A 14244-nucleotide genomic window follows, 5' to 3' on the forward strand; every position below is an offset into this window, starting at 1 on the left:
ACGCTGCAGCCTTCGCTTAGCTCGAAAGCGATTATGGGGTGCGTGAGCGACGCCGCCGACACGCCCAATTGGTCATTGCAGCGCCGGATTTGCCGCTCGCGCCAAGCATGAAAGCGAGGATTGATCGTCGACATCTCGCCTTCGTCGCGCAAGAGGTCGCGATGACGCATCATCTCGCGGAGATACTCATCCCACATCACAGCCAGCGGCCACGGCGCAGACTCCGGCTTGAAGCGGTATTGTTGGTAGCCACCGCGCCAGAGCGGCAGCACCTCCATTGGATCCACATTGATGCCGTACCGCTCTGTTACCGCTCGAGGGGTGGCGATTGCCTCCGCAAGCGCCCTGCGGAACTCCTCGTCACCGACTAACCGCTCCATGAAGCGTTTGAGATGCGATAGCGTGCGCAGTTGCTCCGGGGTACGCCGGTCAAAAATCTGTCGGTAGTGCTCGGCGGCAGCGTGTGTCATTGACGAAGCTTACTTCATGTTTTCATCGCACTTCATCGCACTTCATCGCCTCCTCGAGCAACCACCCGATGCGGTCAGAGCGAAGGCATGTCAGACCTCGGCCACGACCGCTACAATAACAACCACAACAACTGCAACGGGCTCAACTGCTGTGGCGTGGTCAGAGGCCGCTTCCGCGGCTTGCGCGCCGCTCGTGGCCACCTCTGCAAGGGCCTGAACAGCGCCGGTCGAGATCGTATCACTCGAATTAAAAGTGCCACCGGCGAGCGGTTTAGTCGTCAACTTCTGTCGAGCTCGAATGCAACTTTTAGCTTCATCAGGTGTGAAGCTGTAGCCGAGGCTCTTTCCGATCGCGACAATCGATGCAAGGCCGGTAGCAATTGGTTTTACGCGTTCAAGCAGACCACCGTCGTTCCCCAGATCGTTGACGAATCGCTCTACGTCAGTTCGCGACACAGCCAGTCTCCGTGCCTTTGCTCAAAGTCGCCAAATCATCCATCTCGGGCTCACAAGCGATTGGTGCCGACGCCGTTAACAGGGCAAGAGGCGTGCCGAATTGAAGATTGCTGATTTTTCGTTTTTCTGACCCTGCGTATCGTCCACTTGGTGACACTTTGTTGCCGAACTGACAATCGGCCCGCTACGCGGGACGAGGTTTTCGTTGACAGTATCCAAACGGAGCAGGTTCTTCACGGCTGCGCCACAACGACGGAGGCAATCCGTCGAACAATACAAAATAGTCAAGAGAGCCTGGGGGCGCTGTCCAAGCGTTATGGATCAATCCGAAGACCGTCGCAAAATGGAAGAAGCGCGGTTCGGTGGCCGATCTTCCGACCGGCCCGAGAGAGCCAAAATCCACCAGTTTGTCGCTTGAGAAGGAGGCCATCATCGTCGCCTTTTGCAAGCATGCGCTGCTGCCGCTGGATGACTATGACTGCCTTTATGCTCTCCAGGCGACAATCCCGCATCTGACACGCTCATCGCTTTATCGCTGTCTTCAGCGCCATGGCATCTCACGGCTTCCGACGTGGAGGATGGCAAGGGCGTAAGGCGCAAGTTCAAAAGCTATCTCGGATACTTCCACATCGACATCGCCGAGGTTCGCACCGCGATGGGAGGGCTTTATCTCTTCGTCGCAATCGATCGAACCTCGAAGTGCGCCTTCACCGAGTTGCACGAAAAGCCACGAGTGTCACAGCCGACTTCTTGCGGAACTTGATCAAGGCAGTCCCTTACAAGATCCACACCGTTCTGACGGACAACGGCACCCACTCACCGACCCAAGCGGTGGGAGTTGGACTGTGGCCGATATCAAAGCCATGATCGAACGAAAGCAACCATTTTGGGCTCATGCCTTCGAGGTGGCCTGCGCCCGCAATGATATCGATCGTTGCCTGACCAAGCCTAAGCATCCCTGGACCAACGGCCAGGTCGAGCGGATGAACCGCACCATCAAGGAGGCCACAGTCAAGCGCTTCCACTACGACACGCATGACGAGTTGCGCAGCCACCTCGCCGACTTCGTCCGCGCCTACAACTTCGCTCGCCGGCTGAAGACCCTGAAGGGCCTCACGCCCTACGAATACATCTGCAAATGCTGGACTTCCCAGCCAGAACGATTCAAACTTAATCCGCTCCAGCAAATGCCGGGACTAAACACCTAGTTTGGAAACGCAGTCGCTGTTGGAGCTTGCATACGGACGGCGCGGGCCGCTCGCCGTCGAAGGAGAGCGGCAATCGCCGTTCTTGAACCGGGCCCGTTTCTTGAGCCGCTGGTTGGCTGCTTTCGGGCAACGCTCCCTGTTGCTGATCGCGCTGCTGCTCCTCTGGTAGGCAGCTTCCAGGTTTGGTTTGGTAGATCCGGTCTTCCTGCCACCGTTCACGGAGGTCATCGTACGCTTGCGCAAACCGGCGATCATTCACTACTCTTGAGCACAGCCAGCGAATTCACACGGCGCTTTGCGCCATCAGCAATCGATATGGCCATCTTCTCCGGAAATCCTTTTGGAAGCGCATTCAGCACCTGATCTATGGCCTTTGCGGCTGTATCGCCGAGCTGCTGGATGACAACCTTGACTGTTTTGTCGGGTAGACCGCAGCTTTTCGCAGTCTGCACGAAATGTCGGCCGAGAACCGTGTGGACGATGTAATGCCGGTTGCTGCCGATCGCCATGGCCAGCTTCATTTGGTTTTGGCTGATCTGTCCAGCGTCCAAGCTCGGTTGGGTCGAAATGATGTCGTAAAGCGGTGCAAGATGAAAACGACCGCCCGGCGCCAAATGAATGCTAAAATTCTTCGCGTGGCCATCGGTGGCGGCAAGCAGCCAGAACACGATCTGCGCCTTGAAGAAAATGGCCTGGTCGTCCTCAGGCGTATCGCTGCCCTTGAGGAAATCCGAGATTTTGCGGATGCCGGGTCCGCCATCGGATTCATACTTTCGCGCGGGTGGAACGGACAGCGCCTGGCAGCAGTCTTCCTGCGGCAGCCGCAACAGGCGGCCGTCGCGCGTCCAGATGCGATCGAACCGCTCAACTGCGAGCACGCGGCGCCCGGCGAAATCGATGATGCTTGATTTGGCGACAGGCAAGCCGAGTGCCGCAACCAGCTCAAGGCACAGATGCTCGTTTTCAACGCTGCCGGTCAGGTCGATTCCGTTCGGCAACTTCCCGATCTGCGGCTTGATAATGTGCGTAGTTGCGGTCGTGCCATGAGGCACGTGCCACTTGTCTTTCCAGTAAAGCAGCGCTGTCTTTTCCTGCGCGCCCGCGAGAGAAATGCGGAAGTCCTGGTCGGGGCCGATGCCGAGCGGATTGCTGGCAAGGTTGCCGAGAATGGCGGCGATCTCCTGATCGCTAGCGGCGCGGCCATCAATGGCGCCGGCGCCCCCGGGTGCGGCACTGTCGGGAAGGAATTGCAGCGCCCCGATGCAATCGCGGCCGATGGCGGAGAGCAGGCTGTAAGCATCGGCGCCATCAGCATGCGCGCGTTCGGCGACGCGTCGGCGGATGTCGTCATTATCGGGCAGAAGATTGTCAAAAACAGCGACGACGGGATCGCCGATATAACGATCCTCCCGCAATGGCAGCGACACGGAAACGGGGATGGCATTTTCCCACGCGAGCCACTGCTTGTCATACTGGAAATCGATTGCGCCACTGCTCTCGCGCCGCAGCCGCCCGACCAGCCGTGCGTTGAGGTAGACGTTGAGCGGCGCGCGGGCAGGGCGACGCGCCATCAGAACAGATCCTCAATCGCTTCAGCCGTCAATTTGGTGCGCGGCCGGATGACCAGCTCGAGGTCGAGCGCGGCCAGCGCATCCATCAAGATGCGCAGCTGCGTTGCAGGTTCACCGGCCTCCAGCTTCGAGACCGTCGCTTGACGCGCATGCATCTTCTCACCGAGGTCCCCCTGGGTGAGCTTCTTCTGCCGCCGGTAGCGCCTGATCCCGGCGCCGATTTGCTGGGGGGTGCGGGCAATCGTATCCATAAAGGCATGATACGCAAACGCGTATAATTTGTCAATATACGCGACCGCGAATATCTACAGATCATACGCTTTCGCGTATACTAGGCATATTGAAATTACTAAAAAGCTAAAGCTGATGATCGATGTAGAGCTGGGCTCGAATCTGCCGGTGGGCGAGAGAGCCTCCTCGACATGTCGAACGTTCGTATCACTATCGTGCCAAGCAACTCCTTGTATCCATTTTGCCGCAATAGTAACAACAACAAATTCAATGACTTGAGGCCGGATTGTTCCCGATCTGAGACCGGACACTAGCTCCGATCGGACCTTTGGAGTCTCGACAGCGATTGAGCTGGAAAGCTATATTAGAACATACTAAGAACTGATCTTCCGGTTGTGTTTTCAAGACCCACTCTCACTAACATTTTGCCCGGCAGGCCGTGCATTTAGTGCCGCCAACTCAGGATGAGGTCGGGCCCAGGAGCCGCGTCATTGACCTTGTTCCGCCATTTGCATGACGACGCCTTTTTAGCTTTTTCGCGCGATCACAAGCACCTGTACGCAGCGTGTCTGCTGGATCTGCACGAACGCTTCTTTTCAGGCGCGCCGTCGTTCCCGACGCCGCAGCAGGTGGTCCACGCCATCTACGACGTCATGCGCGCCAACCCCGTCCTCTGGAACGAGGGCGATGATTTCGGCAGCCTGCCGGAAATGATCTCCGCGAGACGCCGCCGGATCCGGAAGGCCGACGTCGCGCTCGCTTCCGAGAAGGGCGACAAGGCGCTCGGTCTTGCCCGACAACTATACGCCCGGCTGCTCGTCTGGGGATGGCTTGAAGAGGAGGAATACGGGCTTCGCGTCACTGTGGACATGGCTATGGGACCGCTGCTCGTGCTGCAACGGCTCGCGAGCCTCAACAAGGATCTCTCGCAGCGATTCGGCGGCTTGATCGTGCAAATCCGCCTCAACCTGGAGGCCGTCGAAAAACTGAGGCCTGAGATCACCGACCGCAAGCAGCGCGAAGCCGCGCTCGCCGTCCGCGAGGCGCGCAATCAGGCCGACCAGTTCACTAAGAGTCTGCGGGCCATTCTGGCCGACCTGAAGCGCGTCCGACGGACCGTCATGGAGTCGAAAACAGTCGCTACCCGGCTCGAAGCCTTTTTCGAGGAGTTCATCGAACAGCTCCTGCTGAAGGATTTCGAGTCCATCCTCACCGTCAACCATCCATACCGCTTCCGCGACGCCATCGTCGATCTCGCGCGGAGGATCTCCTACAGCCCGGAAACCATGCAGGTCCTCGCCGAGGAGTACATAGCTTCCAGCATGGCAGCCGACATCGAGGACGGTCGAATGGCCGCGGCCGACGACCTGCTGGCTATCGAAAGCATCTTCGATCAGATCGGGGAGATGTTCGACAGGATCGAGGCCTTCCGCAGGCAGCTCGAAGCCCGGGTCCGCAACACCATTAAGTACGCCGAGCGGGGCGGGCAGGGACTCGTCGGCCGGGCCGGCGGCCTGGTGCGGCGCCTGGATGCCTTACTGCGCGACGGCAGGCACCACAAGGCGACAATCGAATGGAGCATCGAGCCGCTGCGGTCGCCCTGGTCGGAGCACCATCAGGCGCCGGCCAGGCAGCCGCGCCGTCCCGTCGAAGCAAGGGAGCTCGCCGAGCCGCCGTCGGATCCGTTGTATGAACTGCGCAAGAAGCTCCGCCTCGAGTACATCGCTCGCATCGCGCCCCGCCCCGAGGATGTCAGACGATTCCTCGAGGGCCAGGTGCCGCCATTCGCGACCAGGGAAGCCCGCTTCATGGAAATCGATACCGTGGACGACTTTCTCGCCTTCGATTGCGCCCGCCGATATGCGCTGACAGGCGAGGTTCCGGCGCAGGTCGCGGCCGGGTTCGAACTCGAACCGTGCCCCGACACGCCCCCACACGACAGCGAATGGCTCCGTTGCGCCAACTTCCTGGTCAAGCGATCGGGCGCACTCCGGAAGGCGAGGGCGGCTCATGCTCAGTGAGTTCGAAAACGTCGAGCGCTCCTTCGGCGCGGAAAAGGCAGCCGACCTCCGCAAAGCGCAGCACTTCCTGCTACGGCGGCAGTTCGTGTTCGCGGGAGACCCCCGGACCGGGACAGTCTACAACACGATCATGGACGGCCGCTTCCGCGACGTGGTCGACGGCTTCTTCGATAGTTGCGGATACCGCGTCCACCGCGATCCGGAGGCGCAGTGGGCCGGCATCGTCGCCATGGACGAGGACGTGCCGCTGCCCCGGATGAAGCTCGACGAAACCATCGTCATGCTGGTGCTGGCGGCATACTGGCAGCAGGAGGTGAACGTCGGAGCAGTCGAGGACCGGGCCGTCGTAGTGGCCACTTTGAACGACCTGTTCGATCGCTACCGCGAGATGGCGCAACACGGCGGCGGTGGCGCGATCTCGGCCGCCCGGTTCCGGGACATCCTGCGCGAGGTCGCCCAACGCAGTTTGGTCGAGATCGGTGATTTTGACGACGAGCAGCAGGACTGCGAGATCAGGATCCGTCCGATGATTAAGCTGATCAGTGGCGGCGATGCCCTCCAACGGCTCGAGCGCTACGTCCGTAGCGAGGAGGCGCGGTTTCCGCAGCCCGCAGGAGACGAGGCATGATGGAGCTACGCCACCTGACGATGGTGAACTGGCACCTATTCGACGTCGCCGACATCGACGTGAGGGGACACGTCGGGGTCCTGGGCGAGAACCGGTCCGGCAAATCCACAATCCTCGACATGGCACAGGTCGTTCTCACCGGCGGGAGCCGGCGGTTCTTGCGCCTGAACGCGGTCGCCGGCGATAGCGGAAAATCGCGCAGCGGCTCGAAGCGCAGCGTCGTCGATTACTGCCTTGGGACGCTCGGCGAAGATCAGCGCCGGCGCGACGAGGCGCGCACCTACATCGCGCTCGGTTTCGAAGACACGGAAGGCGCCCGGTCACCGGTCACGATCGGCATGGCGCTCGAGGCGCGCAAGTCCGACAGCAGGGAGACCGTGCTGGCACTCTTCGTAGCCGTCGGGACCGTTCTGAGCTCCAAGGACTTCATCGAGCAGCGAGGAAAGTCGCAATTCCCGGCGCAGTGGGAGGACGTGCGCGCCCGGATCGTCGCAGCGGTCGGCGAAGGCAACTTCGTCAATCATCGCGACCGGGCGAGCGACTATGTCCGCGAGTACATGCGCCATCTTCTGCCGCATTCGTCCTTTGGCGAACAGAACGCCAGCGCCCTGCAGAAATCAATCGTCAACGCGATGACGCTCGATCACAACCAGACGGCGACGCAGTTCGTGCGGAACTACATCCTCGAGGACAGTCCGATCGGCATCAAGGAGCTGCGCGAGTCGATCCAGACATACCGCAACATCAGCGAGACCATCCGGAAAATGCGCCTCAGGCTCGAAGCCCTAAGGGCGCTTCGGGGCGTCCTCGCCGCGCTTGAAGAGGCGCTCGAGACCAAGTTCAGGGAGGAATGGGTCGCAAAACGCGCGACTTGGCTCGCGGCGCGCGCGACAAACCTGGACTTCAAGACCAAGCGGCGTACCGAGATGGCGCGCCGGGACGCCGCAGCAAAAGAACTCGAATTCATCGACGACGACGTCAAGGCCATCGATAAGGAGATCGAACGCCTCACGGCCGCGATCGCCGAGCACGATGCCAAGACCGGCAGAAAGTCCCTGCAGCAGACCGCCGATGTGGCCGGGCAGGCGGCGCACCGCGCCTCGGCGGACTTCAAGGCTCGCATGGAGAACATCCGTCGCCTGGAGCCGCTACGCGCGATGTGCGCGGACGGTTTCGAGGACTTCGTTCCTGCGCTTGAGCGTCTTCTGACCGCCACCGCCGGGGCCGACATCGGGGGCGTCTCCGACGAGGTCACCGCGGCCGAGAAGTCCTTCGCGGCAAGCGGCGCCAAATGGCTGCCGAAGATCGACGAAGCGCGTCAAAGGATCATCGCGGAGCTTTCCGGCCTCCGCGGCAGGCGCGACGAGGTGCTCGAACGGATCCGACAGCACGCCGCCGGAGGGGCGCGCGCCTATCTCGGCGACGACACTGAACTCCTCTGCCGCAGGCTGCGGCAGGGTGGAATGGTCCCGCGCGTACTCTGCGACATCATCGAAGTCGCCGAACCCGAGTGGGTAGGAGCCGCCGAGGCGCTCCTCGGTCGCGACCGGGAAGCCGTGTTCGTGGACAGAGCGGATATCAGCGCCGCCACGTCAATCTTCAAGGAAGGTCGCCGCGAGTTTCGCCATGCATCGCTCGTGAGCCTAAACAAGCTCGAGCAGTTCAGGGCCAAGCCGGAGCGCGGCACTTTCCCCTCGATCTTCCGGAGCCAGGATCCGGACGCGATGGCCTTCATCATGCGCCGCTACGGCAACGTCCGTCTCGCCGACACGCTCGACCAGTTCAACAGGCCCGGCCGGGCGATAATGAAGGACGGCCTCTACGACGACGGACTCGTCCGGAGCCATCGCTGGATCGAATCCTCGCAGTATAAGATCGGAAAGGCAGCCCAGGCGAACGCCCTGCGATCCCTGCAGGATCAGGCCGAGGAGCTGGGTCGGATCCTGATCGACAAGGGGAAGGAGGCCCATGCCGCGGAGCAGGCTTTTGCCGCTCTGAAGAACATCTGCGAGGGACGTAATGATCTGGGGGCTTGCGCGGCCGCCTTCGCGGCCGCGCAGACTGAGGTCGCTGAAGCTCAGGCCAGGCTCGATGCCCTCGACGGCGCGGGGGACGGCGGGCTTCGCGACAAAAAGAGGGCGCAGCAAAAGCTGAAGGAGAAGAGGCTGGAGGAGAGAAAGACACAGCAGAAGGCGTTCGGCGAGCATGACGGCGAGGTCAGGTCGGCGGAGAGGAGGCTCGGAGAGGGCGAGAACGTGCCCGGCTCCGAACTCAACCTCAGGGTCGCCCGGTCGATATACCGCAAGTTCTTCCCACTCTACTCCACCGCGAAAGGCAGGGCCGTCTACCGCGACCGCCTCGATGCCGCAGCCCAAAAGGGCTTCGCTGAGAAACACCGGGCCATCGCCGAGAAGGCCTTGAAGGATGCGAATGTGTCCGACAACGAGCGCGCCCGGATCGAGCGACGGGTCCGCGAGCTTCTTTACGATTACTTCGACCAGTTCGGGATGAGTTCGCAGGTCGGTGCGGAAAGCGAGCCGCTGCGGGAGGTGAAGCCATGGATGGAGCAGCTGATCTCGGATATCGAATCCAATGAGCTGCGCCAGTACGAAAGGCAGGCGCGGGATGCGGCGGAAAAGGCCTCTACCCTGCTGCGCGGCGAGTTCATCAACGCGCTCACGGCCCGGATCGGAAAGATGGAGCGGGAGCTGCAATCGTTGAACCGTAGCCTCTACGCACATCCGTTCCATAACGAGCGATATTCATTCCATCGCACCCAGATGGTGGAATTCCAGCCCATCCTGAAGATCATCGAGATCGCCAAAACCTCTCCGGAGGCGCTCGATATGCTGTTCCGGGGCGACGTGCCCGATGACTTCCCGCACAAGGATACGATCGTCGCACTCGAGGCGCTGCTCGAGGACCCCGACAAGGATTTCACCCAGTTCGAGGACTACCGCAACTTCTACACCTTCGAGATCCACATGGAGGATGTTGCCACCGGCCGCTCGACCCGCTGGGAGCAGCGGCGCGGCACCGGGTCTGGCGCCGAACAACAGGTGCCTATCTACGTTGCCATCGGCGCTTCGCTGGCCGCCGTCTACGGCAGCGCGGAGCGTCGTGCCGGCAAGCCCGCCGGTTTCGCGCTCGCCATGTTCGATGAGGCCTTCTCCAAGATGGACGGCAAGAACCAGCGGCAGATGATGAGCTTTTACAAAAACCTCGGCCTGCAGTTCGTGATCGCGGCGCCGTTCGAGAAGCGCGTCGCCGTGCTCGAGCACATGGACACCATCGTGGAGGTGGACCGCATCGGCGAGCAGTCCAGGGCCACTGTGGTGGAACTGAAAGAGAAGGCCAAGCGCGAGCTGATGGCCATCGATCCGGACCTGATGTCCGAAGATGAGCTCGCCACCCGTCTGGCCGCCGAGTAGCCATGGCTCGGCGTTTCACGGATGCGATCGGCCTGCTGAACGACCTGCTCAACCGCTTCGAGGCGGGGGCCGCAAGCCCGATCGCCCACCCGGACTACCCCGCTTTCCCATCAGTAGTCGCGGCGGACGCCTTCCTGAAACAGATCAGGGAAGCCGAAAGCGCCGGCGCGGTCTCCCTTGGTTGGGGGCGGGGCCCCATGCGCGACCAAGTGGCACATGTGCGGCTGGCCTCGGCGGAGATCCTATACCGATATCTCCGCCGTACCCCCGCGTCGCGCATCGCGGAGGATGCCGCTGTGCGGCTTGTCGCCGGGGCGGCGATGCACGACTCTCTGAAGAACAGCGCTTCCCAAGTCGCCGAGGTATGGGGGCGGGGGAAAACGTGGCACGGGGTTGCTTCGTCCGATGTCGAGACACTGCGCGACGCGTTCGTTCTCGCCCAGGCCATCCTGGCTAACAAACATCTTGGCGTCGACTACAAGACCTTCTCGAGACGAACGGTGGGGCACAGCAAAACGCTCGAACGGATCGAAGGCGCGGTCGTGCGGCTCCTGAGCGGCATCCTGGAGTTTCCCCCCGGCGCGCGGCCACGCGAGGCGCTCCGGGCAATCGGCCTTGAGCGCTTCGCGCCACCGCTGCTGATCGCGGGCAAGATCGACCTCGATGGAGCCGACCTCTCCGGAATCTCTCCGCTGTATCTCGGAATCACTCCCAAGGAAGCAGATCGCGTCCGCTTCCGGGAGCCGCCGGCCTACGTGCTAACGATCGAAAATTTCGCAAGCTTCAACCGGCACATCGCCGAGGCGGACCCCGGCCGATTAGGAACGACCATGTATGTCGGAGGGTACCCCTCGCTTGCCACCCAGCAGGCGCTGCGGACGATCGCAGGATTGGTATCCGAACAGACGCCGATCTTTCATTGGTCGGACATCGATCCGGACGGCACCTGGATCTTCCACACCATCGAGCGCGCCGTCGACCGGCCGATCCGTGCCCACCTCATGAGTGTCGAAGTTGCCGAGCGTTTGGGACAAGTGCCGTTCAAAAAATCCGCACCCGCTCGATGTCCACCGGACTCCGGTATCGCAGCTCTGGCAGCGTACCTGGCGAAAGATGGAGCCAAGACGCTCGAGCAGGAAGAACTCGATCCAGTCCTGCCAGAGTTTCATTAGAAAATGCGCGCGGACGCTCGTGGTTGCTGCTTTGGCTGTCTCGCTCAGGACGTCATTTGTTTCAAGCGCGACAACAGCACCGCCCGCAACTACGTGCTGCGGGCAAACCGACATCGTTTCTTCATAAAAACGCTCAACCAGCATTGGCATGCCAGTTGCTTGAAGATGGGACGAAACCACCTGTGACTATGATGCTCGTTCAGCATCCGGTTGAAGTATTGAGATGAAATATGCCCGCTTGATCGATGGCAGAGGTCCCCCGATGCGCTTTCCAAACCGGGCGCCTGCCTCGCGAACTCTGCCATCTTGGGATCGCGCTCCGGTTTGCCGGGCAGAAGCCGATTGTCTTGGGGGCTCGCAACGAATGGTGGTTCTCAGCAAGAACGCCAGCGTAAAGGCGTCCTCAGGACGATCGTTTGGCATCGGATTAGCCCATGGTTCGGGGTGGGGCATCTGCGACATGCAGAGCCTGCGCTCTTGAAGCTAGGTGTCGGCCTTGCATCGGGGCTTGCAGATGGTCAATGAGCTAATGCAGAACGATTGGGATCTTGAGAACATACTCAGGCAACAGGACGAGCTCAAGGTCAAGCTGCTTCGCGCCCAATCGGTTGTCGCCGAATGTAAGGCAGGATTGGCGGATCTGGAGCGGAGGCTTGAGTGTCGAGCGGTCTCGATCGATGAACGCCAGCGCAACTCTGCGGCAAACAATTCAATACGCAACGCACGGCCGCCTAAATCGCGAAGCCTCGATAATCCTGTTAACCCGGATGCTGCCGTGGCGTTTTCGCCTCGATGGGACCGCTGAAAGCTGCCGCCGCGCACGTTAACGGCGACAGGTTTTGGGACGGACCTGGCGAAGATCTCGAGACGCATGGTGTTGCGAACCCGGCGGGCGAACTGGACAATTAGGTGCGGCCTTGCCGATAGGCTCGGCTTTTTGGCTGATCGCGGTGCGTCCGCCAGGGATGCGCGCAGAGCAGCACCAGATAGGGGACGTATCGCCGCGTCTTTGGCTAGAGCCTCCTGTTTCGGGGCTGCTCACGTAGATGTCCTGAATCGAGTGTCAAGAGCTCTCCACTTCCAGCCAGTTCGGTCGTCTTGTCCGTCTTTAAGTCGTTGAAATTTCCGATTAGGCGTCCATGGAGGGGGCGCGAGCGGGCGCGTTCAATGACCACGATGGTCCGCTATGGCCGTTGGGCAGGCGACGTGCCGAGCGGTGCTGACCGCGGAAGCCGACCATGCCTCCGGCATCGCATGGATGATGACGGAACTCACTGACTATGTCCCGCAAGCGATCACTCCGGAACAGGGCGGGTAACGGCAGTCATCTAAAAATTCGTGAGACACCAGGAAGAGGGGATCCGGTGCGAATGCGATCCGGTGCCGGCCGTAGCCTCGTCAGCTTCTCGAAAGCTTTCCCGAATACTCACTGCCCACCGATCCTGGACGAGAGGCTGCGTGGACTCACGCGCAATTGGAGTTGCACAAATGAAATCGGGGACCGGTTGGGAGCTCAATCAGTGTGAGCAGGCTGACGTTACGAAGTTGTTGGATTTTCGTACTATCGCAAAACGCTTCATCTTTTTCGCGCATAGGCAAGGTGCTGCTGCGCGATCTCAAGTCCAGGCGTCTACTGCGTCGGATAAATGTCATCTTGTGCGCGCCAGTGACGCACGCGGCGACTCGATCAAGCCAGCGCTCAATACCAGAAAAGGCACGCGACAATGATGCGCGTGACAAAAGCACGAGCAGGTCAATGACAAAGCGTTTTCGCAACTGGGCCCTATTGTCCATACTCGCCTCCATGGTTGTCGGCCCCGCCGCAAAAGCGCAAGACCGCCGGACTATCGCCGAACCTGTTGCACCTGATACGGTCTGTGATCGCCCTGTGCCTTCCGGCAAGAACGATACAGTTAGCCTACAGGAGGCCATTGAACATTGCCCCGATGGCGCTGCAGTTTATCTCGGGCGCGGCGAGTTTCACTCAGGTCCACTCGAGATGAAATCGGGCGTGACCTTATGGGTCGGACGCGGTGCGACACTGATCGCCATCCCCGAACCTGCCGCTTACGACAAGGGCCTCGGACAATGTGGTCGCATTGCGGAAAAGGGCGACGGTTGCCGGCCATTCATCAGCTTTTCTAAAACGCGCGGCGGCGGTATCTACGGAGAGGGCATCATCGATGGTCAGGGCGGCGCGCTGATCGGCGGCGGCGCGGAAACCTGGTGGCAGCTAGCCCGCCGCGCCCAAGCCCAGGGCGGCAATCAGAACGCCCCACGCTTGATCCAGGTCGATCATGCGCAGGATATCACGTTCTCTGGTGTCACCTTGCGCAACGCTGCCAATTTTCATGTCGCGATGAACCGGGTTGAAGGTGCCACGTTTTGGGCCCTCACGATCGATTCGCCGGCGGATGCCCGCAACACCGATGGCATCGATCTTGGCGCCAGTCAGGATGTGACCATCACCCACAGCTGGATCCGTACGGGTGACGACAACGTCGCAATCAAGGCCGGCGACAATGGTTCAAGCAGCCATATCTCGATCATTGATAATTATTTCGGCTGGGGGCATGGCATGTCGATCGGCAGCGAGGTGAATTCCGGGGCCAGAGACATATTGGTGCGTAATCTGACACTGGATGGTACGACGTCGGGCCTGCGCATCAAGAGCGATGTTGGTCGAGGCGGTCTGGTCGAGAACGTGACTTATGAGTACGTGTGCCTGAGGGGCAACCGGTGGCCGCTGGCTTTCGATGCAAAATATGATCCGCGCGCTCAAGGCACGAGGATTCCGGTCTATCGGCAAATCGTTCTCCGTCATGTGCATGGCGACACTGGTGTGCTGCTGATGCGCGGCATAGACGAGCGGCATGCCCTGGACGTGACACTCGAAGATGTTCGATTTGCCAATTCCGCGACTTGGCAACTTGAACATGCGAACGTCAGCGCAAATCACTCTGACGTATGGCCCCCGCTGCCCGGACGAGCTACACAACCGCCGCTGCGCGGATCGGAGGTATGTTCCAAGGCATTCCGCGACGGCAATCGGTAAG

Annotated in this window: 9 protein-coding genes and 1 pseudogene; 7 read left to right on the plus strand and 3 right to left on the minus strand. The window is 60.8% G+C overall.

All coding sequences use genetic code 11. The features are described from left to right. Positions 1 to 560: 560 nt before the first annotated feature. The gene (locus ACE10W_RS06630; protein ID WP_011084781.1) at positions 561 to 926 is read right to left on the minus strand and encodes a Nif11-like leader peptide family natural product precursor; all 366 of its coding nucleotides are present in this window, start codon (positions 924 to 926) and stop codon (positions 561 to 563) included. A gap of 213 nt (positions 927 to 1139) precedes the next feature. Between ACE10W_RS06630 and ACE10W_RS06635 the strand changes: the two are divergent. Beyond that, positions 1140 to 2134: pseudogene (locus tag ACE10W_RS06635) on the plus strand (IS481 family transposase). 251 nt (positions 2135 to 2385) lie between these two features. Here the strand turns inward: ACE10W_RS06635 and ACE10W_RS06640 are convergent. Both ACE10W_RS06640 and ACE10W_RS06645 read right to left on the minus strand, forming a co-directional pair. Next, positions 2386 to 3705 carry a type II toxin-antitoxin system HipA family toxin gene (locus ACE10W_RS06640; protein WP_011084785.1) on the minus strand — a complete coding sequence of 440 codons (1320 nt, stop codon included), beginning with the start codon at positions 3703 to 3705 and terminating at the stop codon, positions 2386 to 2388. After that, positions 3705 to 3956 (minus strand): helix-turn-helix domain-containing protein, encoded by a 252-nt coding sequence (locus tag ACE10W_RS06645; RefSeq protein WP_011084786.1) that lies wholly within the window; start codon positions 3954 to 3956, stop codon positions 3705 to 3707. Before ACE10W_RS06645 ends, ACE10W_RS06640 begins: the two co-directional genes overlap by 1 nt. A 471-nt stretch (positions 3957 to 4427) precedes the next feature. Here ACE10W_RS06645 and ACE10W_RS06650 point away from each other — a divergent pair, with 471 nt between their 5' ends. From ACE10W_RS06650 to ACE10W_RS06675, 6 genes are all read left to right on the plus strand, one after another. After that, on the plus strand, positions 4428 to 5957 hold the full coding sequence (locus ACE10W_RS06650; protein WP_231166582.1) for a Wadjet anti-phage system protein JetA family protein: 1530 nt from the start codon (positions 4428 to 4430) through the stop codon (positions 5955 to 5957). Next, on the plus strand, positions 5947 to 6585 hold the full coding sequence (locus ACE10W_RS06655) for a DUF4194 domain-containing protein (RefSeq protein WP_011084789.1): 639 nt from the start codon (positions 5947 to 5949) through the stop codon (positions 6583 to 6585). Before ACE10W_RS06650 ends, ACE10W_RS06655 begins: the two co-directional genes overlap by 11 nt. After that, positions 6582 to 10016 (plus strand): SbcC/MukB-like Walker B domain-containing protein, encoded by a 3435-nt coding sequence (locus ACE10W_RS06660; protein WP_018647407.1) that lies wholly within the window; start codon positions 6582 to 6584, stop codon positions 10014 to 10016. The genes ACE10W_RS06655 and ACE10W_RS06660 overlap by 4 nt, the downstream gene beginning before the upstream one ends. A 2-nt stretch (positions 10017 to 10018) precedes the next feature. Then, positions 10019 to 11188: a Wadjet anti-phage system protein JetD domain-containing protein gene (locus tag ACE10W_RS06665; RefSeq protein ID WP_011084791.1), complete on the plus strand. Its 1170-nt coding sequence runs from the start codon at positions 10019 to 10021 to the stop codon at positions 11186 to 11188. 514 nt (positions 11189 to 11702) lie between these two features. Beyond that, positions 11703 to 11993 carry a hypothetical protein gene (locus ACE10W_RS06670; protein WP_014497834.1) on the plus strand — a complete coding sequence of 97 codons (291 nt, stop codon included), beginning with the start codon at positions 11703 to 11705 and terminating at the stop codon, positions 11991 to 11993. Positions 11994 to 12944: 951 nt separating this feature from the next. After that, positions 12945 to 14243, plus strand: coding sequence for a glycoside hydrolase family 28 protein (locus ACE10W_RS06675; protein ID WP_014497833.1), 1299 nt, complete (start codon positions 12945 to 12947; stop codon positions 14241 to 14243). Position 14244: the final 1 nt, after the last annotated feature.

Source organism: Bradyrhizobium sp. B025 (genome assembly GCF_042257955.1).
Taxonomy (GTDB): domain Bacteria; phylum Pseudomonadota; class Alphaproteobacteria; order Rhizobiales; family Xanthobacteraceae; genus Bradyrhizobium; species Bradyrhizobium diazoefficiens.